Genomic DNA, 22,329 nt, shown 5'->3' with positions numbered 1-22,329 from the left:
CGCGATATGGCTCCCGCACGCGATAGAGAGTTGAGCGCCAAGTAGCGGCGCAAAGTGGGCTGTTCGCCCCGGTCCGCTAGTAGGAAGAGGTCGCATCACAAACGACCGGTGCGGGTAAGATTTCACGCGAGCTCAATGAGAACCCAACGGCCATCTCCGTCACAATTGCGACGCCTGTCGCATTTGCGACGTGTGAACTGTCGCTGACGCGTGCACAACTGTGCGGATCACGTCTAGCTAACTCATTCACAGGGCGGGAATGCCTTCGCCTCCGAGATGGCACGCGAGTTGCTAAGTCTCGTGCTGTGGCCGCTCAGGCTGATCGCCATGGGCACACTTGGTAGAGAATTGAATATGAACGCTGTTGCCGGACGCGGAAAACATGTCAAAGATGCTGAGGATAGCGGCGGGATGCGGGTCATCACCGATTATAAGGGTTCCCGGAGCTCTTCGAAGAATGGCAAAGGGAGCTATGGGTCACAGGCTGTCCCAGGCGATTTGCCGTCCGAAATCTGGGAAAAAGTTAGGACTCATCCCTGCTATAGCGAAGAAGCTCATCATCATTACGCTCGCATCCATGTCGCGGTAGCGTCGGCTTGCAATATTCGATGCAACTACTGCAATCGTAAGTACGACTGCGCCAATGAAACGCATCTGGGTGTTGTTAGTGAGAGGCTCACTCCTGAGCAGGCGGCGAGAAAGCTGCTCGCGGTCGCCACCAGAATTCCACAGCTGACTGTGCTCGGTATCGCCGGCCCCGGCGATGCCTTGGCCAATCCGAAAACGACCTATCATGCCACTGATCTCCGCGCCCGAGCACGGCACAGCATTCGGGCTCAAAGGCCAGCGAGGCCCGACAGCGCAGGAATTGGCGGCGCTGCAGGATGCTTGTGAAGGTCAGATAGAGATGATGCGGCATTGCCGCCGGTGCCGGGCTGACGCCGTCGGCCTGCTCGGAGATGATCGCAGCAGCGAGTTCACCATAGAGAAGGTCATGGCCATGGACGTTCAATATGACCTCGAGTCGCGCAAGGCTTATCAGGCCAAGATTGAGGATGAGCCTGCGACGAGGATCACGACCAGGCAGGAGGAGTTGGTGGAACTCGCTGGCGAAATGAGTGAGGTCAAGCTTCTGGCCGCGGTCGCAACTAAAGGCTCGGGCCTCATTAATGAGCATTTTGGGCATGCTGGGGAGTTCCAAGTATACGAACTCTCGACATCCGGCGTCAAACTCGTCGGGCACCGTCGTGTCGGCGTTTACTGCCAGGGCGGATATGGCGAGGAGGATCGGCTTGCGCGCATCATCCGCGCCATCAACGACTGCCATGCTGTATTCGTGGCCAAGATTTGTGGCTGCCCAAGAGACATTCTGATCAATGCTGGGATCGAGCCGGTCGATCAATACGCGCACGATACCATCGAGAAATCGGCGATCGGCTGGTTCAGGGGCTATCTCCATAAAATCAAGAGCGGTGAGATCCGGCACGTCAAGCGCGGCGACGCCGCGTTGGGGCAAGAACCGCTGATCTCGGTCGCCTAAGAGGTCGTATCTATGTCATTCAAGCTCATCGCCTCGCAATGTACGAGTTCCTCGGCTTGTGAACCCTTATGCCCGAATGTTGCAATGTCGGTGAAGGCTGGAAACTTCGCAATCGAACCCAAGAAGTGCAGCGAATGCATCGTCTATTTTGACGAGCCGCAGTGTGTCGCTGTCTGTCCAGTTGAAAACACCAGCGTCATCGACACATCAGTGCCGCGTTACCAGGCGCCTGCCTAAAGGGGTGTGCTCGTGAATTTCATGCCGAGCTCCGTCACTGCAAAGTCGCGAGTATCGCCGTGTGCATTTACGGCGCCGCAGGCGTCGACTTGCAATTTCTTGTCATGGCCATGGATTACTCAGGATCGATCGCCAACATCGGTGCGTAGGCGGCGCCGCGGGCCCCGTAAGAAAGTCCTGGAGCGCAAGGGTCCAAAGTTGCGCCTCGATGCCGAGCGCCCACTAAGCAGCGCTGTCAGCGATTTGACCCACGCCGCTGTGCTGACGGGGCTGTTCTTCGCCGAGCCAGGTGCACCGCCTCGCAACGTCGAAGGGCCCACCCAGAGGAGGAAAGCTGCCCACGAACATGGACCCAGTCATTCCACTATCAGGCAGCAAGGGAGCGTTGGCAGCGCACACGCGGCTCGACGAAGGTCTGCTACCCGAAGCCGAGGATCAGCAACGGCAGACCGGACTCTTCTATTATCTGGACAGAGTGGCCGAAAACACCTGCTCGAAGCAGAGACGTTGGCTTCTGTCCCGATCGAGCTCTACCGCTTCGACTTCTACAGACTCGCTGGGCCAAGACGTCGGAGGTGGCAAAGCTCTGCATTTTATTGCGGCTGTTGGATCGGGACGCAGCGCATCGAGCCGCGCCGGCTTGGCTGGCTGATGAATGATGAGGCCATTGAGTTTCGTCGCATGGTGGCACGACGTATGCGGCTGCTTGGCATGGTGAACGGCCCCGACACCTCCGTGCACCTCGAGTTCGCGCAGCGACTTTCACTCCATTCGGTAACCGCTCTGAACCGCGAACCTGAACGGCATGCCCGCTACGAAGTGGCGCTTCGCATCGCGGTTGACGAGTCGGCATGTCTCATCGCAGACGAGGACAATATGCTTCAGAAGAGCACCTCTGCTCGCATCTCCGTGCGCCCTGCAGGTTCGCGAGGGGGCGGTGCATGAACATGATCGTTCGCGACAGTGATGTGATCCAGCTAAGCGGGCCGCCCGCGTTCAGCTTCGGCGAAAAAGTGCGGGCCAGCAGTACGATCCGCAATGACGGCACCCTTCGCGGCAAGGAGATCGGCGACATCCTGGCCAAGAAGGGCGACGTGGGTTATGTCGTTTCCATCGGCACGTTGCAGAAATTCTATATCTACGGTGTCGAATTTCTTGAAAGTGGCTACCGCGTCGGCATGGCGCGCAAAGAGCTCGACCCGGTCGACGAGGGCGTAGATGATCTGCCATTGCCGGAAGTGGCTGTGTCATGACAGAGCCGCGCGTTCCAAAATATCGATCGGGCCAGCTCGTCAAAACCGCAGTCAATCTCATCAATGACGAGTCGGTTGCCACCGCGCCGCCTGATGGGATCCTGGTCGGCGCCGGTGCTATCGGCGAGATCGTCCGGGTCGCGATGCATACCGAAGCGAGCGTACCGATTTATCTTGTAGATTTTGGTGAGCGGCTGATCGTTGGTTGTCTTGAAGAAGAGATCGCAGTCCTTTGAGGGGATGTTCTCGCAATGAGAGTGTCGAGAGAGGTACCGGTCGGGCTGATCCCCCATCCGAACGAGCTAGATCGCAAGCGGATCGAACGTGCTTTGATCTCGCGCAAGCACTATCGCTATGTCTCGCCGAGTGTAACGCCGGTAAAGGCGGGCTATCTCATTGAGAGCCCCTGCTGCTCGCGCAATATCGACAACGATGGCGGTCAGATCGATGTCGCGCTATTTCATTACGATGCTGTGAGCGGGATCTGGAAACTGTTTTTCAAGAATCACGCGCGAGGAAGCTGGAAATTTTACAGCATTTTCCACCGGCTTGCGTCGGCGATCGATGAATTGAACACGGATCCCGAGCGGCTCTTCTGGCAGTGATGCTCATTTGGCAGCAATCATATAGGAGCCACAATGGCGCTAGCCACAGAACAATTGATCGAAATCGAACGCCTGCTTGCGACAGCTAACACAGACACTAGCGCCGTTGCTGACCTAAGGCGCCGCTTTCCGCAGCTCACCTTGGTTCGATGTGATGCATCGGATGTGACGCAGCAGCCATTCCGGCGTCTTCCGCAGTTTGACCTGCATTTAATCGATGGATCGGACCACTGCATGCAGATTACGGCCGATCAGACGCGAGCGACTGGATTGGTGCTAGCTAGAAGGCATGTTGGGCGGTGATCGGCACTGGACCTGCAGAGAATCGCCTCGATGACACGGAGGCGGTGAATGCAATTCCGTTCTCGGATCCAAATATCATTGTTGCCGACTCTCTGCCGTCGAAGCGCTATTGTGTTCGCAGCGAATTTCCAGTCGGTCGACGACTGAGACGCTCGAACCAGCTTTCGCGGTCTATGTTGGTCGCAAGTATAGCGTTGCGGTTCCAAGCGCACGATTGGGTTCCTGCTTGGTCTGAAGGCGCTCGGTATCGAGGGGAGCAAGATGTAATCGCCTCCTCCTATTCGTTTCTCAAGCCGTCCATGCCATCAATCTCGCGGGCGCACGGGCGGACTTTGTCGACATCGACTGTTGGTCCGAAACGAGCTCACGGCACGCCGAAGAACGTATGAGGCCTAACACACGGGCGATTATCGCCGCCAACCCGAACGGGCCACCCGGCACCAATGCAGGTGCGAAGTTCAAGTCGCGGCGCGAGGTCCACCCCATAGGGGGCGAAACTGAACACGTCACAAGCGAGCAGCCCACCGGTCTCTAAACCTGGCAAAAAAAACGGGAACGATATGAATCCGCAGATCATCATTCACGTCCGCTTCGCCCCGAATGGCAGGGTGATCCAGATCAGCGAGCGCCCGGCGAGGCTCACGCCCGACCAATGGTTTGATGTTCTCAAGGCCCGAGCCGGCTCGGCCTATCGCCCACTGTCCCGTGGTCGTGGCGTTTTTCGGCTGACCCGGGCCGCAGTTGATACCTTCAAGCAAGAAACTGTGACGCCGGCATGAGCGAAGAGATCATCGATATCGTGGCTAGCCACGAGATTGAGGTGTTCGCAGGCTGTCCAGCCGATGCGATCGAGCGGGTGGCGCCAGGGCGTACAGTCTGTCGCAGATCGAAGACATCGGCGAGGGCCTGCCGGCTACAATTCTTGTGATCCTGACTTTCGGCAATGACTATTTCGATTATATCAATCGTTGCTGACACGACGGAGTTTGGCTTAAGATCGGGTACTGCGGGTTGTTCTCCCCGGATCGGTCATGATTCAGATACAACGGCACGGTGCGACCTTTGAAGTCGACAGTGGGTTTTGCATCGGGGCCCCGTAATGGACACGCGCTAGATCGGTTGCACTCCGCGCTGTAGTCGACAGTCGGGTCCGAGTGTCCGGGGGTCCGTATAGTCGCGATCCGTCGGCTTTGCGAAACACCCACGTGCCGGCGGTCTCGTTCCTCCGATAACCGATCGACAGGCCTCGTCCGATTGATACCAAGACGGGCGTTTTGCGCACCGGCTTGTCCAGCCGCTCACTGCGCCTTTCGAGCGTCTTGTCCCTGATGCGCCTGACCACCGCCGATGCCTCAGCTTCATTCCGAAAGTGTCCAGCCGGAGTCCAGTGGACAAGGATTTATACGGGATTGATACTGGCGGACGCCAGCGCACTCGAATCCTTGAGACGGCCGGCAATTTGAAGATCTCTAAAATAGGGCGTCGTGTCCTTCTCTCAGCTGAGCAAGAACAAGCTTCGCTCAGAAGCATGCCTTGGCCGCAGCATGCTTGGCCGCGGGAGGAGCCCATGGGATGAGACAAAAGCTCGCTAGCGTTTCCTTCCCGCGGAGCCTTTAGCGCCGTCTGCTTTTCGAAAGCTGTACAAGCGGAAGACACCGCTCAGCATACTTAGGTGAATCATCCCGTTCACGTCGCGATACGCGAGAAACCGACAAGTCTGAGTTGGCAGCTGAATTAGACGGTTGCGTCTTACAAGGGATATTTTCCCAAAATTACCCAGATGCTGAGTTCGGACGCCAGCGACCAATGCGACCTCATCTGGAATAATGACGATCGGGGCAGGGCCGCGCCTCATAGGGCCGAAGCAGGACAGTTCGAGTCATCTCCAAAATGCTGACCGAAAAACACCGCGTATCCACGGACAACCGCTGGGATAAAGTTCTATCGCTCCGATCTCATCGGCAAAGGCTGCCGCAGAGCCGGAATGATCTCGTGGGGATTGCTCATGCCCTGCATCGGAAAAGAAAAGTGAAGCGGGTTATGGCATGAGCTACACCGACGCAGCCTTGAGTTTCTGGTGGCCCCTCTGGAACAATAACTACGAAGTCTTCGCAGCAGATGGCTGGACGCCCGATGATCAGTTCGGCCTTTCGGTTGCAGGCGGCGAACACTGCGAGGACCATTCTCGAATCCTATTATCTGTTCGAGGCATCGAATGTTCTTGATGACCTGAGCGAGCCCAAAGACATCTGACCGTCAAGGACATCTGCTTGTTGGACGCCTGCTCATGCCAAATGCAAGGAAATACGCCTATAGCCGCCTCTTCCCAGTCGCACCGGCTTTCACGGAAACCGGAGTTCTTGCCCTTGAGGGGCAGCGCCGCGTGCTCGAATGCATGATCGACGAGCGCGTCGATGGGATCTGCATTCTGGCTCATTGTTCCGAGCAGTTCCTGTTATCGGAGCAGGAGTGCGATATATTGGTTGATTTGTCCTGGCTCATGTGGGTAGTCGCAAGGCGGTCATGATCACATGCAAACATTTCAGCACGCAATTTGCAATCGAGCGCGCCCGCTATGCGGCCGCGCGTGGCGCAAGCCTTCTGATGCTAATGCCGCCCTATCACAGCGTGAGCCTCAACGCAGACGCGCCCTCGATGCTCGATCGTTTCGGCTGTATCGCAGATGCGGCCAAGATTTCGATCCTGGTCCTGAATGCGCTGCTCAGTGGCGTGACGTTAACAATGTCGTTTCTGGTGCGCCTTGCCCGGGAGATGCCGCGCTTTAGTTGTTTCAATATCGAGGTGCCGTTTGCCGCGGCGAAGCCGCGGACGTTGACTGACGCCGGAGGAGAGGCAATCCTAGGCCCCTTCGACGGAGAGGAAGCCATTACAATGATGCCAGATCTCGATGTTGGTGCGAGCGGGACGATACCGGGCGCGCTGCTTCCTGATCTATTGCGTCCAGTGATCGATCATCAGACGACGGGACGCAGGCGGGAAGCCGCCCTGCCTATGGAAGAGTGCTGTCGTTAATCGGTTTCGAGAACCACCAGTGTGGCCTGCGCGCCGCCACGGGCGCGATGTGACATAGCTGAAGGAAATTCACCCCGCACTAGCTCGCCCGCGAGGTCAATCCAATGGCGCTCCATTGGTGACGCTAAGCCGCCCACATGTCCGCTTTCCGAAAGGACTACGTTCAATCAGCTGCCAGGGATCAAGAGAGGTGCGGTACCGACAAATTCACCCCCACAAACAGCGCCGTGAGGAAAAGAGCTTTAGCGGCTTATTGGAATTCGGAGAGGCGACGCAAGCCGACCGGGCGCGCAAGGCCCGAACCGGTGGTTAGCTGTCCCCGATAAGGTTTGAGCCTTTCAACTCGTCAGTGCGCGCATTGTCGGCTGAAGACGTACATTCGTAGAGGTGCTAGGGAGGAGGTTCGGAGATGACCGGGACGCTCAATGGGACTATGTCGCATGCTTGGACGAGGCGGTCGCGCTCGACAGTCCGCAATGCAGCCATGGAAATCGACAAAATCGATGCTCGTCTTCTTGATCTCGTTCAACGCAACAATCGCCTAAGCAGTGAAGAACTCGGCGCGAAAGTTGGCCTATCTGCATCCGGAGTTCAGCGCCGACTAAAGCGCCTACGAAAGGAGGGCGTGATAGAATCAGACGTCTCAATCATTTCGCCAAGGGCGATCGGCCGAAACGTGACTATGCTGGTCCTCATTTTCTTTGAGCGCGATCGCGCCGACATCATTGATCGCTTTAAGCGGGGGATCCGCACTATGACGGAGGTGATGAGCGGATTTTACGTCACGGGCCAAACTGATTTCATCCTGTTGGTGACTGCAAATAATATGGAAGAGTACGAGCATTTCACCCGACGCTTGATAAAGGAAAATCCAGATATAATGCGCCTCGAGACTGTAGTTGTTCTGGACCGAGTCAAAGCCGGTTTCATTTTACCAATGGGATCGTTGGCATGCTGGTGACCAATCTCGCCGTGACCCTTAACGCCCTGATCTTGGATCAAGCATAATCGCTTTCCGCGCTGTGAGAGCGGTAACGACCATCTCGCACTCTCGGCCCGGGTCGATGCGGTCCGATTAAAATGAGGCCGCGTTCCAGCAATTCCATCTGGCTCGGCGCATGCTCCTCAACAGCAATGTCCGAGGCTAACACTATGAGGCCGGCGCTTGTTGTGCGGTTTCGGACTGCCGAACAAGTCAGGTCAGGTTCAAGACGCCTTGCGCGATCGACAGGTCGCTAATTTTTCGGGCATAATCACAAGCTTTATTCAGCATGGCGCTGGTACGGGGATTGCTGCAAGCACTCGTCAAGGGCGAGCGTCCACGCAGGCTCGCAAGAGCGATCTCTCCTTTTGAACCCGGACGGGCTCGAATGGCGCGCTACTCATCGGTTGATAGGAAGATTGATACAAATCGCGCTCCCAAAGACGGCATGGGCAGTTCGATCACGTCCCAGAATACGCCGGCAGCAACACGGGCAAAGCTCTAACTGACGCGGGCGCCGGCGGCGTCGAGGAGCCAAAAACGGAGATGGGATGGACGATCGGAATATCGGCTGAGTGAGGACGGGTACCCCAACTGGCGACGTCGCTCCGGCTCAGCACCTCTATTAACTTCCTGGAAGAGTGCGGCACCTGTGAAGGCATGGACGACGTCTCGTGCGAACCGTCGACATACGTCGACTGCAACGGCATTTGCGATCTGATTCGCAAGTTCAAAGCGCAGGAGATGTAAATCGCGATATTCGGTGAGAGGATGGCAATGTATGCCGCCAGCAGCATTTCAAGAGACATTCCGAACCATGCCAACTCCGGCGTCGTGCAGCTCGGCGGTCTGCTCTGCAGACCGAGAAGGAGGCGCATGGGCCGAGAAGCGCTTGTGAGTGCCGCTCTGTTGAGCTCTCTTGCCTTCTCGTCCATGCAGCGTTCTCTTCCGTTTCTGAGGTTCAAATGACGCGTTCTAATGCTTCTTCCTTTCAAACTGCGCGAGCATCCAGAGATATCAGTCGGCGAATCCTTGACTTACCAAACCCGGACTGTGGTCGGGCCCCCCTATCTCCCTCCCGTGCAAACCGCACGGAGACCAAGCCGACTTGGAGGCAAGCGAAAGTTGGGTTGTCGCCAGATCAGAGCCCGACATTTGCGCGGTACCGGCATTTATAATGAGGATCCGCGGCATCAGCGACCTCGGGGCAACGTTATTCGACGGAAAGGCGCCGACAATGATCAACTCGCAGCTGCCGTGTTCGCATACACGCGGTGACCCGTGGGGTTTTCGCGGCCCTCAGCGGCCACGCCTGCGGGGTAAAGGAAATGCCAAACCCGATCGAAATCTTCAGTCGCCGTCGTTGTGCTGGCTTGATCCTGTAAGCCCCTTCAGCACGAAATGCTGGATCTTGCCCAACGCGGTTCGTGGCAATTCTTCCGTGAAAATAATTTCGCGCGGCACCTTAAAGCGGGCGAGCTGCGAGCCTGCATGCGCCGTTAATGCTTCCGCGTCAAGCCGAACCCCCGGCCGCCTGATCACATAAGCGATCGGCACCTCATCCCAGCGCGGATCGGGTCGACCGACAACGGCGCAGTCTGCGACATCGGGATGCTCCATAAGCGCGCGCTCTACTTCCGCCGGGTAGATATTTTCTCCACCGGAAATGATCAGGTTCCTTTTGCGATCATGAACCCAAAAGTAGCCATCGGCATCGCGGCGGCCGATGTCACCGGTGAGATACCAGCCGTTGTGCAAAGCCTCGCGCGTTGCTTGTTGAGCGCCCCAATACCCGCTGAAGACATTGGGGCCCCGTACGGCGATCTCGCCCGGGCTGCCTGCCTGCAAGTTGTTGCCGGTATCATCGAGAATAGCAGCTTCGCAGCATAGGCCGGGCAGGCCGCTCGAGCCATTACGCGTAAGATCGCCGCCGAGCCTCGTATACACAGCAATAGGGCAGGTCTCGGTCGAACCGTAAACCTGCAGCACTGGCACCCCACGAGCGACAAAGCGTTCGATAAGGTGCTGCGGGACCATCGTTGAACCGGTGCAAATTGCCTTCAGTGAGGAGAGGTCCGTCGTCCGCCACTGAGGATGGTCGGTTAGGAATTGCATCGTGGCAGGCACCAACGCTGCCAGCGTAGGTCTGTCGCGTTCGATCGCAGCAAGCGTCGCCTCGGGCGTAAATCGCTTGTGAATGGTGACGGTCGCGCCGTGATGCAACGCCGGCGTGGTCTGGATATTCAGGCCGCCAACGTGAAACAGCGGCAAGACTGTCAGGACATGATCGGTCGAGCCGAGGTTATGCATGTGTTGACTCATAATTCCATTCCACAGCAACGCTTCTTGACGCAGCACAGCGCCTTTCGGCCGCCCTGTGGTACCCGAAGTATAGACAATCAGAAGCGGGCAAGACAGGTCCGTGTGCTGATTGCGATCGTCGCCTCGGCCCTGGTCTAGCAGGCAGTCCCACTTACTTCCGCCGAGAGGCGAAAAGTCCAACCCGGCAACAAAGGTGTCGGGCAATTGCCCCGCCAGAGCTGGTAGCAGCGCATCAAAGGCCTGTTCTAGAACTAGCACGTTGGGACGGGCGTCGGAGAGGATGAACAACTGTTCCGCGACCGTAAGCCGCCAATTTAACGGAACGAGTATTGCGCCGAGTCGCGCGCAGGCATAGAGCAGGGCCAGGTAGTCGGGCCGGTTGAGGCCAAGGATCGCGACGCGGTCGCCTCTCTCGATGCCGAGCTGGTGTTTTAGAGCACGAGCGATTTGCTCGATCCTTCGAGTGAAGGCGGCGTAGCTAAGGGTGCCCCCGTCGAAGTGGATCGCGGGTTTGTCGGGAGTAAACGACGCGTTACGCTCAATCAGTGTGCAAAGATCCACCTTTGTCCCCTTTTTGCTCAGGTTCGCTACGTACTTGCAAAACTGCTTAAACCCCTTACTCCCTGAGTCGTTCGGAAGCTCTCGATCGCGATCAGATCGCATCGGATGGCCTTCAGGCACGCGAGCAGTCAAGCGATCTCAGTGGGAAGCATACGGTCTTGACGACGTCATCAGCCCGGGCTCGATGTAAATCTCTTAAAGCGTAAAGGCGGACGCGCTTCGTCACGGGCTCCGTTTTGTCCGACAGCGCTGCCGTACATCTGCGCGTAGTGATAAGCGTAACATGACGTTATCTTCTTCAAGTTTCCGACTTACAGGCTCACCGCACATGAGGAGATCTGGAATCTTCATCTTTCAAGCCGACTATGGCTCGGCATTGACCTTCAGTGTGGTCGACCAACAGAACGTTCTTGGCAACGTCGGGTTTTTTCATCGTGCTGCCCCGAAATGCGAAGCAATCTTTCGCGATTGTCGCGCCGGTCATGCCGACCGACATTAGCCGCCTAAGCCGATTGGAACCATCGGAGGTCGGATCGACCATCCTGCATTTCCGAGATGGCGCAGTGCGAGCTCCAAGCGGGCTGAGCGAACAGAACCAAAAACGCCTTGGTTCAACTGATCTCCACGAGTGTCCCGGCCCGCGGAGGAACTCGGTTTCCAATCTGCAATGGGGGAGCCGCACAGCGCTGCACGGGTGACGTTGACGTCCTCTGAATTGACCAGCTCTCCAGCGATGTGGATCAGAGAAGGCGTATGGTGCCGGCCGTAGATTGTCGAGCCAATCAGGACCACCCGCAAGCCGCACTGTCGCGATGATCGAGGTAAGACGGTGCGGCGCGATTCTGACATGCTCGAGCATTCGCAATCCTTATCTCGGCTAGCCCGAGACTGGTGTACCTTGAGATAGTACAATTTAGCGTTACGTGCGATTCAAGCCCCTTGGTCCTGTCGCTGGATCAAATTTGTCCGAGGCTCACCGGGCAACGCCGATAGGAAAAGTGGAAGAGCTCGCGATGCCAAGCTTAATTAGTCGCCGCAACCGAGAAATACACAGTACCACGTCTTCGCACTCGACCCTCACGCAATAGCGTGCCTTTGTCCCGCCAACACAATTCACGAGATGCACCCCAGCTGCGGCGCCTGCCCTGAAAGAACGAGCCGCGCGAATGCGCGAGCGCGCCGCCGTACGGCGGCAAATGGCGATGGCAGATATCGCGTCACGCAGCGATCATCACAGCGTCTGATAGAGCCGATGCTATAGCCGCCCACGCGGTTCAACTAACGAAATGTAGAGCTGCTCATAGTGGGTATGCGCGCCCCTTGCCGTCACGGCGAGGCCGTCGAGTCTTGCGGTACGCGACGCGGTAAAATCGCCGTCGGAAACGCCGCCGGTGAAGACGTCGACCAAATCGAAGCCGAGCCCGGCGGCAAGGGGTTTGGCATGATCGAAGAGCGCAGCTCCGGCGCTTCACTTCTCATAGGGGGCGCTCCTGCTCCCGTCGCTTCGAAAGCGGGGCTGCTGCGTCTGTGACCCGGCAACCGCGGTAAGCGCCTCGACGTGTGGCAGAGGCAACTCGCGCTTTGCGCCTGCAATCTCTTCGCGCGCTCGTAGGCTTCGATGTTGGTGTTCAAAATGTCGTACACCGGCCGTGTCAAGCATTGGAGATCGCGATCAGGTGTTTCAATCGCGCGGCTGCCGCACCGCTATTAAGGGATTCGTGCCCAAGGGCGACGCCGTCCTTCAAGCTGCTTGCGTGGCCGGCCACGATCATTGCTGCGGCGGCGTTGAGAAGAGCAACATCGCGGTACGGACTTGGCATGCCGTCGAGCACGCTTTGCAGCGCGATTGCATTGGCATCGGCGTTGCCGCCCCTCAGCGCCTCGTTGTGGCAGCGGGCGAGGCCCGCTTCTTCGGGGGTGACTTCGAAGGTGCGGATCGCATCTCTCTCTAGCGCGGCAACAAACGTCGGCCCGGTGAGGGTGATCTCATCGAGTCCATCTGAGCCATGCACCACCCACACCGACTCAGCACCAAGGTTCTTTAACACCTGCGCCAAAGGCTGCACCCATTGCCGCGAAAACACTCCGACGATCTGCCGCTTGACTCCGGCCGGATTTGCGAGCGGGCCGACTAGATTGAAGATCGTGCGGGTCCCAAGTGCCGCTCGGATTCGGGCAACGTGGTGCATAGCCGGATGACGGATGGGCGCAAGCATGAAGCCGATGCCAGCTTCGTGCACACAACGAGCAACGCCTACAGGCGGGAGGTCGACCTTCACGCCGAGGCGGGCCAAGACGTCAGCAGCGCCTGATAGTGAGGACACGGCGCGGTTGCCATGCTTGGCCACAGGAACGCCGGCCCCGGCGACGATGAATGAGGCGCATGTCGACACGTTGACTGAGCCCGAAGCGTCACCGCCCGTACCAACGATGTCGACAGGATTGGGGGGCGCACTGACCCGGAGCATTTTGCTCCTCATGGCCGAGGCTGCGCCGGTGACTTCTTCTACGGTTTCGCCACGTACCCGCATCCCCATTAATAATCCTCCGATCTGGGAGGATGTCGCCTGGCCCGACATCATGATTTCAAAGGCTGTTGCGGTCTCCTCGCGGGTCAGCGTGGCACCTGTAGCAACTTTGCTAATGATCGATTTGAGGGCGTTCATTGCTCTACACGTGCTTAGTCGTTCCAATTGGCCAGTCGCGCGTGTGAGCGCGACTTCAATCCGCTAGCTGATCCCATCTTCCATGTTGTCGATACCCACGCTGTTCTTTGCTGATATATGATCGGACAAACGTTGCGGTTTTGTGGGATCGAGCCGAACTCGATGGTTGCAGGATGACATCGATGCCACACACGACTACTCGCCGTTGATGCTCCAGCTGGCGCTGGCGATAGCTCGAGATCCTGACCAAATACATTGCATGTTGCTCTTGATATGGAATTATGTCGCGCCGTCTCGATCACAAATGGTGCTCCTCCTCTTTGAGATACTTGACCTTCGAGCGCCTTGCGCAACTTGCGCGCATCCCGGCCGGCATCATCGGCGCTCGTTACCGGCAGCGTCTGTGGGCTTAGTGGATGTTTGCACTGATCCTAAGGCACTCGTGATCGATACTTGCGCGCACCATGACATCATTCTCACCCTTTTTCGTTTTTGCGTTCAACAGCGAGGCGTCATTCGAAACGGGCGTTAGTGGGGTCATGCAGCTCGGCAACCGGTCCGGCTCGGACCGCGTATGCGTTGTCGAGGCATGCGCGGTGTCAGCTTGAACGTCAGTCGGCTCTGCAATCCTACAACCTGACGCCACGTAAGAATCAAGCTATCCATGGCGTTCACCTGCAAAGGAGCAAGTGTTCTTTGCTCGAGATCAGATCAGACGATTGGACGGCAAGACGGTGGGTGGTTCCATAGTCGAGCATGGCGGGACAACTTCTTCTGCACCCAGCCCGTCGTGGAATCGTTGACTGAGATCGGTATGATGGCTTGCATGTCTCCTCCCAAGGACTGTTATCGTCGACGATGAATGGACCAACAATTCATCAGGAGGGCGCACCTTAGATCTAATGTGACTGACGCGTCCGTTGGTGGATCAGAGTCAGCAGGGCAGCCCGCGCTTGCATCAATCGCGAACTCCAGATGTCGATGGCTTCGACCCGCAGGTGCCTCGCAATACACTACGCAATGCTAGAAGTGTAACGAGCAGATCATCTCGAGTGTTACGCAATTTGCGTAGGCCCCACGCGAGGTTCGATGCGCGGCCAATCAGGCCTATGCGACCCCAGCTCGGCCTACTTCGGCGCAACCGTTGTCCTGATCGACAACGTGGTCACCGAATTCAACGCACCACTTAGAAACGGGCTGGTCTAATTTGACCAAGGTCGCGAATTCGAGTTCTGCCCGGAATATGGACGACACCAATCCGGCTCATGCCGGGGACAGGACGATGCCTCGATTTGGACTCCAGTTAGAGAGTAGAATCTACAGACACGGACGTTCGACTCCCGCCGGCTACATTCGGAATACGCCATAATGGGGCGCTTCGATGGGAGCATTCAGCGAAGCGCTCAGGGCGATCACGAGTGCACTTCGGGTATCGACTGGATCAAGAATTCCGTCGTCCCAGATTTCGGAGGTTGCATAGTAGGCGCTGGATCGTTCCCGATACTCGTCGAGAAGGGAACCTCGAATGGCTGCCAGCTCCTGCTCTGCGAGCCGCCCACCGTCACGGGCGAGTTGTCTGGTCTTAACGTGGGTCAGCACACCTGCCGCTTGCTCGGCGCCCATCGCAGAGATCTGAGACTGCGGCCAGGTGAAGACGAACCGAGGATCGAAAGCACGTCCCGCCATAGCGTAGGTACCTGCTCCGTGCGAGCTGTTGCAAACGACCGTAAATTTTGGGACCGACGCTCCCGAGACGGCCATGATCAGCTTGGCACCATCCTTGGTTATGCCACGGCGCTCGTATTCGCGGCCGACCATGAAACCCGTTGTATTCTGCAGGAAGAGCAGGGGCGTCCGGTTCTTGTCGCATAGTTGGATGAAGTGAGCGCCCTTCAGCGCACTTGCGCTGAGCAGCACGCCATTATTTGCAAGAATCCCTATTTGATATCCATGAAGCCGCGCGAAACCGCACAGCAGGGACGTGCCGAAACGCGGCTGGTATTCGTGAAATCGGCTGCCATCGATCATGCGGGCGATGATCTCCCGCATGTCGAACTGCACTCGAGGGTCCTTTGGAATAATGCCGTATAGTTCCGATGCGTCGTAGGCAGGGGGCTCCGGGGCGGCTTGATCAATCGGAGTCTTCGCGGGACGATGGAATCGGGCAACGATATCACGTGCGATCGCAATAGCGTGCATCTCGGAGCTCGCGGAATAATCGCTCGTGCCCGACACGCTCGTATGCATGTGGGCGCCCCCAAGCTCCTGTGCCGATATGTCTTCACCGGTAGCAGCTTTCACGACTGGAGGGCCACCGAGAAATATAGCTCCCGTATCCTCGACCATAATGTTGAATTCGCTAAGCGCCGGGACGTAGGCCGCTCCCGCTGTGCAATGACCCATTGCGATCGCGACCTGCGGTACTCCCATCTTGGAGAGAATGGATTGATTACGGAGGATCCGACCCGCGAAGTAGCGATCGGCGAAGAACTCTGCCTGAAAAGGGAGGAATCCTCCAGCGCCGTCGCACAAATGAATCACTGACAGACGATTCTCGATTGCGATGTCTAAGGCTCGCACTATCTTCTTGACAGACAACGGATACCATGCGCCGCCCTTTACGCTTGCGTCGTCTGCATGAACCATCACCTCGCGACCCGCGACGATCCCGATGCCGACGACCTGTGCCGCGCCGGGCACTTCGCCGTTATAGGCCTTGTTAGCGGCCAGCGTTGAAAGCTCGAGGAACGGAGTTTTTGGATCGAGCAAGGCGTCGATCCGATCTCGTACAAACAGCTTATTTTGACGTCGAAGGCGCTCGAGGTCCCGCTCGGGCCGCTGGAAGCGGACAGCACGTTGCCGCTCCTTCAACTCGTCAGCAAGCCGCCTGTTGTGGAGCTCGTTTTGACGAAAGTCTTGCGAATTGACATTCGCCCCAGAAGCGATTCGTAGCATTTCAGCGCCTTTCTTTCGATAGCGTAATCAGCACAGCCTCCCGCTCGAAGCTCTCCCCTTCTTTGAAATGGATTCGATCGACTACGCCATCCTGTGAAGAGCGAATAACAGTTTCCAGCTTCATGCTCTCAATCATCATCAGCGCCGCGCCTGCGGATACCGGTTGACCGGGCGAAACCGCGATCGTAACGACTACTCCCGGCATCGGTGCGCGGGTTATGAGCGAACTTTCCTCTTGTTTCACGCAAGCGAGCGTTCGCAACGGGTCGCTGTAGCGCAAAACGCGCGTCATGCCACGGATGTGGACGTGAATCAGGTCGCCTTCGATGACGAAGCGGACCCGTTCGGTCTCGCCGGCAATGGTCAGGACACCTGAATTCTCGCCGTATTGGGCGAACGCGACCGGGGAAATGACATGGTCGCGCAAGTGAAGATGATAGGAGCCGGATTGGCAGGGTGAAAGCCATAACTGATGGTCGACGCCATCAACCTCGACGGAGTGATACACGTTAATTTCTCCAATGGCCCAGCGAAGCGTGAAGCGCGGGCACGGCATCGGCCGATTCGCGGACTTGTCGGGTCAGGAGAGCAGCTGATGCCAGGAATGCCGATAGGCCGGTAGCAGGGTTACCAGCCGCAATGTGCGGGTTTTCCTCCAGATATCCCGTATGAAACTGTCCGCGGACAAACGACTCGTCGGAAAGGATGCGGGCGAGGAAGCTAGCGTTTGTCTCGCAGCCGAGAAGAATGACCCCCTGAATCGCGTGATTGGCCGTCGCGGTGGCCAATGTGCGCGTCGGGGAATGCGCGATGATCTTTGCGAGCATGGGATCAAACGCAGTGGTGATTTGCTGACCCTGCGTGATGCCGCTGTCAATCCGTACCCCGCTCGGATACTCGAGAAGAAGTACTTTGCCGGACGTCGGAACATAGCCTCGTTCGGGGGCTTCAGCGTACAGCCTTACTTCGATAGCGTGGCCGTTCGAAACGATATCTGACTGAGCAAAACCAAGTTCTCGGCCCGCGGTGGCATAGACCTGTTCGGCGACAAGATCGATGCCGGTGATCATCTCAGTCACGGGATGTTCGACCTGTAGGCGCGTATTCATCTCGAGAAAGTAGAATTCTCCTGCATCGAAAATGAATTCAACGGTTCCTGCGTTCTGATAATTCGCGGCGCGTGCGATACCGACCGCGGTCTCGCAGACGCGTTTCCGTAGTTCTGGCGACAGCGCTGGCGAGGGCGCTTCCTCGATGATCTTCTGGAAGCGGCGTTGCACCGAGCACTCCCGCTCAAACAGGTGTACAATGTTCCCAAAAGAGTCGCCGAGTACCTGCACTTCGATATGCCGCGGGTTCTCAATGTATCTTTCGACGTAAAGCCGGTGATCCCCAAAATACCGTTGCCCCTCAGAGCGAGCCTGCTCAATCGCGCCTTCCAGAGCATCAACGTCGCGTACAATCCGCATGCCCTTGCCGCCCGCGCCCCCTGATGGTTTTACCAGCAAAGGGGTTCCAATTGCACGCGCCCTGGAGACGAACGTCGCTGGATCGTCCTCCTCAATTGCAGATTGGGCCACTGGAAAGCCGTTCGACTGGACGAAGTTGCGGGCCCGAATCTTATCGCCCATCAGTTCAATAGTTTCGGGTGCGGGGCCGATGAACGCAATGCCGGCCTTTATCACGGCCGTGGCGAATTGAGCCTGTTCGGAAAGAAATCCATAACCTGGATGAACAGCGCCGGCGCCCGCCTTGTGAGCGGCGGCGATAATTTGTGCGATGTCCAGATAGGCCGCGATCGGCGTGTGACCGCTGATAAGAATCGCTGTGTCGGCCATGGAGACTGCCGGGCTTCGCGCATCGACCTCGTCGTAGACAACTGCAGAACGAAGGCCCAGCTTTCGCAACGTCTTGATGATGCGGGCGGCGATCTCGCCTCTGTTGGCGATAAGGACTGTATCGAAAGGCATTGTGTGCATTCATATCCAAACAAGCAACTCAAACGAGACTTCCGTCACTTGCGAGCGGTTGGTCCGTTTTCGATGGCTCCGCTCGCTTATCTGTTGACAGTGAGTCGGCCATCCACCGCGCAATTATTACCTTGCGGCTCGGTTTGGGGAGCGCCGCGCGGGGACGATCGAGTGTGCAGGATGGTTCGTAGTACCTCAATTCGAGTCTCGTTTTTTCTTTGGCGGTATCGCCAATGGAAATCTCGTCGCGACATTGATGAATCAAGCTCGCCTGCTTGGCTCTGAGACACGCAGTGATGGCGGCGCGATCCGGGAGGCGAAACACGTCCTCCATGCAAGCGTCATTCTTCGCGTCGGTCGGCGGCTGATCTCGCGCACCCGCCGACTCGAGCACAGAGATGCCGTTGCACAATAAGAACTACTGCACAGCAGTTGGCTTTGGGACGCAAAAACCAATGCGGTCGTTGTGTGCGCGTCACGATATCCTCTTTAGGTCGGTACGTTGCGGTATTGGTGTTCCTGCGCAAGGCACAGTATGGCCTGTCTACAGGAAAAACAGGCCGGAACCGTTCAAGTCGTTGATGGCTCGGAAGCGTTGCTTTGTATGCTAGAACCGAAGGCTGCGATGTGTTGACGATTTACAATCAGCATGCCGATGTCGTCGTAACGCGTGTTGTCTTGCCGGACTCGACCTCGCAAGTTTGCCTGGTTACGAGCGGATCGAGCAGTTGCACGTCGACAAGGCACTAACGTCTTCCCGACGGCAAAGAAGGCCCGGCCTCATTTTGGAAGCCGGGCGAAGTCAGTCTGGGAGGAGCGACGCTGCTACAGCATCGCCCCGACCGTCGGCAAGGGAGAGTTGCCGCCGGCTCATTTACGGCGAGCGTTCGCCGCAAATTCGAATTACGACAAGATCGTTATGCCATCGTCCCACACCCTAGGAGTAGCTTACGTTCGTTTGTCAGAGGTCGCGATCTCATTTCAAGATCGTACAATGTGACGTTACGTGCGATTCAAGGCCTTTCAACGAAATGATCGCACAAATTTGTCCAAGCTCCTGGCTTCCCGGAAGTAGCCAGGTCCGTACGTAACGCACTATCCATTCTGTCTACGGCTGGGGGCTTGCCCCGTGTGTCAAACGCCATCCGGAACTGCCCCCTTTGCGTCATGAAGAACTGCCCCCACCATCGGGATTATGATCTCGGTTGAAGGTTGTTTCCGCCGGTGACGGGCCGGAGGGAGGCGGAGCCGACCGGAGGGCCGTCACCGGCGGTCGGCGTCTTGACGAGGCCGCTTTTGCGCTTGGCGCGGAGCCGGTAGCTGTCGCCGCGGATCGTCAGCACATGGCTGTGGTGCAGGAGCCGGTCTAGGATCGCGGTGGCGACCACGGGATCGCCGAACACGACAGAGTACCTCTATTCTTGAGCGGGTCGTGTCTCACGTCACGATCACCGACCCGCATCATTTCCTGTTTGGGCACCGGCTTGAGGTGCTGAAGGAGCGGTCGGGGCGCGGTCCCGCCCACGTCGTTGTCGCGCTGCCGGACGGACGGCCGCGGGCGGTTCGGATCGCGTCGACGGATCTTGGCGAGACGCCTATCACTTCCCGCCCGAACGCCGCCGATCTGCCGCGCATCAGTGCACGTACGCTGATCCCATTGATGCAACATTTGAGCGCGAGTCTGAGCCTTCTCGACGAGAAGGTGATTCGCGATGACCCAGCGACCGCTTCCAGGTCGCGTTGCGTATCGACCACTGCCGACGTCGGCAAATCCACCCGGCCGCCCGACGGCCGACATTCCGCGCCTGTGGCCGAATTTGTCGACCGCGACGCAAACCCAGATCGCTCAAATCCTCGCCACGCTGCTGCGGCGGATGCAAGCGGTTCCCGGCACGCCCGGAAGGGGACTGAGCCGTGCTGATCAGCTTGAACGTCGCTGACGAGCGGCTCACGACTGCGCACCGAGCCAAGTTGGCCTATGTCTACGTGCGGCAGTCATCCGTGAACCAGGTGCGCCAGCACCAGGAGAGCACGCAGCTGCAGTACCGCCTCGTCGATCGTGCCATCGGTCTGGGCTGGCCGCCTGAACGTGTCCAGGTCATTGATGAGGATCTGGGCAAATCTGGTGCTGGCGGTGTGGATCGTCATGGTTTCCAGAAGCTCATTGCCGAGATCGGCCTTGGCAACGCCGGTCTTGTGGTGAGCCTCGACGCTTCGCGCTTGGCCCGCAATAACCGGGACTGGCATCAGCTGCTCGAACTGTGCTCGGTGTTCGGCGTGCTCATTGCGGATGACGAGCGGCTTTACGATCCGCGCGCCTACCACGACCGCCTGCTGTTGGGCCTGTCCGGCATCATGAGCGAGGCGGAGTTGCATCAACTTCGGATGCGCCTTCACCAAGGGGAACGCCAGAAGGCGGCGCGGGGCGAACTGCGGCTGCCCCTGCCAGCCGGGCTCGCCTATGATCGAGCGGGCACAATTATTCTCAATCCCGATGAGGAGGTGCAGGCCCGTCTTCATCTCGTGTTTGCCAAATTCCAGGAACTGCAAAGCGCTCGCGGGGTGATGCGGTACTTGGACAGGAACGGATTGTCCTTGCCGGTTCGACCGCCGCTTGGACCAACTCCACACGAGATCGCCTGGCGTGCGCCAGATAGTGCACGCGTCCTTAGTATCCTTCAAAATCCGGCCTATGCTGGTGCGTATGTTTATGGCCGCCGGCAAAAGGATCCGAGCCGATGCCGGCCGGGATCGCTGACGGGAACGGTCAAGGTGGCGATCGCGGATTGGGCGATTTGCCTCCACGCCGCTCGTCCAGGCTATATCAGCTGGGAGGAGTTCATGGCCAACCAGCGGCGACTGGCAGATAACGTCTTCCGCTATGAGGCAGGACACTCTGGCGTACCGCGCAAGGGGCAGCCCTGTTACAAGGAATTGCGATCTGCGGCCGTTGTGGACGGCGCATGAGCATGCGCTACACCGGCCCGAATGCCGACTATCCGGTCTATTGCTGCCGCTCGGATCGGGACCAGCAAGGCAGTGTTCTGTGTCAGGAAGTCCGGGCCTTGGCGGTTGACGCGCTGGTCGAGCGGGTGGTCCTCGATGCCCTGGTGCCGGATCAGATTGAGATCGCACTCGCGGCGGCGGGCCAACTGGAGCAGGAGAGCCGTCAGCTCGAGCGCCAGTGGGCGCTTCGCGTGGAGCGCGCCCGCTACGAGGCCGAGCGCGCTCGGCGTCAGTATGACGCCGTAGAGCCCGAGAACCGTCTTGTGGCGCGCTCACTCGAGCGGGTTTGGGAAGAGAAGCTGCGTATCGTCGAGGCGGTCGAGCAGCAGCATGCGCGTTGGCGCGCGCAAGAGCCGCTTCTGATTGGCCCGGCGGAACGCGCAGCGCTACAAGCGCTCGGCGAGAACCTGCCGCGGATTTGGAACGCGGCCACCACGTCGGCAGCCGATCGCAAGCGCATTCGTCTTCACTTGATGGACCAGCGCATGCTGCAGCTCAATGGTCTTCCCGCGGGCCTACCCGCTGTTGACGAACTGGCGTCGCAGCTCTCCAACTTTCTTAACGGCTACTTTTCTGGTGAGGTTTGGTACACTCGAGATCTCGAAGAGTACATCGACGTGTCCTTCATTCAAGAAGATCCCATGATGATCGAGGACGCCCTCTCGGGTGAGATGGCTAGGACGAACGCCTTTTTTGATGAGCTCTACGTCAAAGAAGTAAGTCTGGACGTTGGAGACGAGTCCTTGTGATAAATGTCTCAGGTGCGCTCAATGGGAGAACGATTCGGATAAACCGTTTCACGGAGATTCGATCGTTTTCCACAACGATCATGTCATTGGAGCGTGTGGCTGGTCGGGTGGGGTATATGCGGCCGTAGCTGGACACATCGGGCGCCG

Annotated in this window: 19 protein-coding genes and 3 pseudogenes; 14 read left to right on the top strand and 8 right to left on the bottom strand. The window is 58.0% G+C overall.

The genetic code is table 11. The features are described 5' to 3' along the window. The first annotated feature begins 354 nt into the window (after positions 1-354). The 11 genes and pseudogenes from IVA79_RS31580 to IVA79_RS31530 all read left to right on the top strand — a co-directional run bounded on the left by IVA79_RS31580 (position 355) and on the right by IVA79_RS31530 (position 7,932). Positions 355-1,540, top strand: a pseudogene (locus tag IVA79_RS31580) (NifB/NifX family molybdenum-iron cluster-binding protein). Between the two features lie 12 nt (positions 1,541-1,552). Then, positions 1,553-1,777 carry a ferredoxin gene (locus IVA79_RS31575; protein ID WP_247560503.1) on the top strand — a complete coding sequence of 75 codons (225 nt, stop codon included), beginning with the start codon at positions 1,553-1,555 and terminating at the stop codon, positions 1,775-1,777. A 651-nt stretch (positions 1,778-2,428) separates the two neighbouring features. Further along, complete coding sequence (locus IVA79_RS31570) at positions 2,429-2,722, top strand: hypothetical protein (RefSeq protein ID WP_247560501.1); 294 nt, start codon at positions 2,429-2,431, stop codon at positions 2,720-2,722. Further along, complete coding sequence (locus tag IVA79_RS31565) at positions 2,719-3,030, top strand: nitrogen fixation protein NifZ (protein ID WP_247560499.1); 312 nt, start codon at positions 2,719-2,721, stop codon at positions 3,028-3,030. The genes IVA79_RS31570 and IVA79_RS31565 overlap by 4 nt, the downstream gene beginning before the upstream one ends. After that, complete coding sequence (locus tag IVA79_RS31560) at positions 3,027-3,266, top strand: nitrogen fixation protein NifZ (protein ID WP_247560496.1); 240 nt, start codon at positions 3,027-3,029, stop codon at positions 3,264-3,266. The genes IVA79_RS31565 and IVA79_RS31560 overlap by 4 nt, the downstream gene beginning before the upstream one ends. Positions 3,267-3,281: 15 nt before the next feature. Then, the gene (locus IVA79_RS31555; protein WP_247560494.1) at positions 3,282-3,635 is read left to right on the top strand and encodes a DUF3024 domain-containing protein; all 354 of its coding nucleotides are present in this window, start codon (positions 3,282-3,284) and stop codon (positions 3,633-3,635) included. 33 nt (positions 3,636-3,668) lie between these two features. Beyond that, positions 3,669-3,938 carry a DUF6129 family protein gene (locus tag IVA79_RS31550; RefSeq protein ID WP_247560492.1) on the top strand — a complete coding sequence of 90 codons (270 nt, stop codon included), beginning with the start codon at positions 3,669-3,671 and terminating at the stop codon, positions 3,936-3,938. Positions 3,939-4,498: 560 nt separating this feature from the next. Further along, complete coding sequence (locus IVA79_RS31545) at positions 4,499-4,717, top strand: hypothetical protein (RefSeq protein ID WP_247560490.1); 219 nt, start codon at positions 4,499-4,501, stop codon at positions 4,715-4,717. Positions 4,718-5,983: 1,266 nt separating this feature from the next. Next, positions 5,984-6,163 (top strand): hypothetical protein, encoded by a 180-nt coding sequence (locus tag IVA79_RS31540; RefSeq protein WP_247560488.1) that lies wholly within the window; start codon positions 5,984-5,986, stop codon positions 6,161-6,163. Positions 6,164-6,461: 298 nt separating this feature from the next. Beyond that, complete coding sequence (locus IVA79_RS31535) at positions 6,462-6,971, top strand: hypothetical protein (protein WP_247560486.1); 510 nt, start codon at positions 6,462-6,464, stop codon at positions 6,969-6,971. Positions 6,972-7,455: 484 nt separating this feature from the next. Beyond that, on the top strand, positions 7,456-7,932 hold the full coding sequence (locus tag IVA79_RS31530) for an Lrp/AsnC family transcriptional regulator (protein WP_247560721.1): 477 nt from the start codon (positions 7,456-7,458) through the stop codon (positions 7,930-7,932). Positions 7,933-9,303: 1,371 nt separating this feature from the next. Here the strand turns inward: IVA79_RS31530 and IVA79_RS31525 are convergent. The 8 genes and pseudogenes from IVA79_RS31525 to IVA79_RS31490 form a co-directional block, all read right to left on the bottom strand. Further along, positions 9,304-10,836: a long-chain fatty acid--CoA ligase gene (locus IVA79_RS31525; protein ID WP_247560484.1), complete on the bottom strand. Its 1,533-nt coding sequence runs from the start codon at positions 10,834-10,836 to the stop codon at positions 9,304-9,306. 319 nt (positions 10,837-11,155) lie between these two features. Beyond that, complete coding sequence (locus IVA79_RS31520; RefSeq protein WP_247560482.1) at positions 11,156-11,377, bottom strand: hypothetical protein; 222 nt, start codon at positions 11,375-11,377, stop codon at positions 11,156-11,158. A gap of 714 nt (positions 11,378-12,091) precedes the next feature. Beyond that, positions 12,092-12,319, bottom strand: a pseudogene (locus IVA79_RS31515) (M20 family peptidase); the annotation flags it as partial. Between the two features lie 169 nt (positions 12,320-12,488). Beyond that, positions 12,489-13,502, bottom strand: a complete 1,014-nt coding sequence (gene trpD, locus IVA79_RS31510; RefSeq protein WP_247560480.1) for an anthranilate phosphoribosyltransferase — start codon at positions 13,500-13,502, stop codon at positions 12,489-12,491. Between the two features lie 1,347 nt (positions 13,503-14,849). Continuing rightward, positions 14,850-16,457 (bottom strand): carboxyl transferase domain-containing protein, encoded by a 1,608-nt coding sequence (locus IVA79_RS31505; RefSeq protein WP_247560478.1) that lies wholly within the window; start codon positions 16,455-16,457, stop codon positions 14,850-14,852. A gap of 1 nt (position 16,458) precedes the next feature. Next, positions 16,459-16,965 (bottom strand): biotin/lipoyl-containing protein, encoded by a 507-nt coding sequence (locus IVA79_RS37070; RefSeq protein WP_247560476.1) that lies wholly within the window; start codon positions 16,963-16,965, stop codon positions 16,459-16,461. Position 16,966: 1 nt separating this feature from the next. After that, on the bottom strand, positions 16,967-18,436 hold the full coding sequence (locus IVA79_RS31495; protein ID WP_247560474.1) for a biotin carboxylase N-terminal domain-containing protein: 1,470 nt from the start codon (positions 18,434-18,436) through the stop codon (positions 16,967-16,969). Positions 18,437-19,620: 1,184 nt separating this feature from the next. Next, positions 19,621-19,827 (bottom strand): annotated as a pseudogene (locus tag IVA79_RS31490) (ATP-binding protein); the annotation flags it as partial. A gap of 32 nt (positions 19,828-19,859) precedes the next feature. Here IVA79_RS31490 and IVA79_RS31485 point away from each other — a divergent pair. The 3 genes from IVA79_RS31485 to IVA79_RS31475 are packed head-to-tail and all read left to right on the top strand — an operon-like array spanning position 19,860 to position 22,182. Further along, the gene (locus tag IVA79_RS31485; protein ID WP_247560472.1) at positions 19,860-20,348 is read left to right on the top strand and encodes a hypothetical protein; all 489 of its coding nucleotides are present in this window, start codon (positions 19,860-19,862) and stop codon (positions 20,346-20,348) included. Next, positions 20,342-21,394, top strand: coding sequence for a recombinase family protein (locus IVA79_RS31480; protein WP_247560470.1), 1,053 nt, complete (start codon positions 20,342-20,344; stop codon positions 21,392-21,394). The genes IVA79_RS31485 and IVA79_RS31480 overlap by 7 nt, the downstream gene beginning before the upstream one ends. Beyond that, positions 21,391-22,182: a hypothetical protein gene (locus tag IVA79_RS31475; protein ID WP_247560468.1), complete on the top strand. Its 792-nt coding sequence runs from the start codon at positions 21,391-21,393 to the stop codon at positions 22,180-22,182. Before IVA79_RS31480 ends, IVA79_RS31475 begins: the two co-directional genes overlap by 4 nt. Positions 22,183-22,329 lie beyond the last annotated feature (147 nt).

The sequence above is a fragment of the Bradyrhizobium sp. 138 genome, assembly GCF_023074075.1.
Taxonomy (GTDB): domain Bacteria; phylum Pseudomonadota; class Alphaproteobacteria; order Rhizobiales; family Xanthobacteraceae; genus Bradyrhizobium.
Note: the sequence above shows the minus strand (reverse complement) of the source record. Positions and strands in the feature narration are given on the sequence as shown.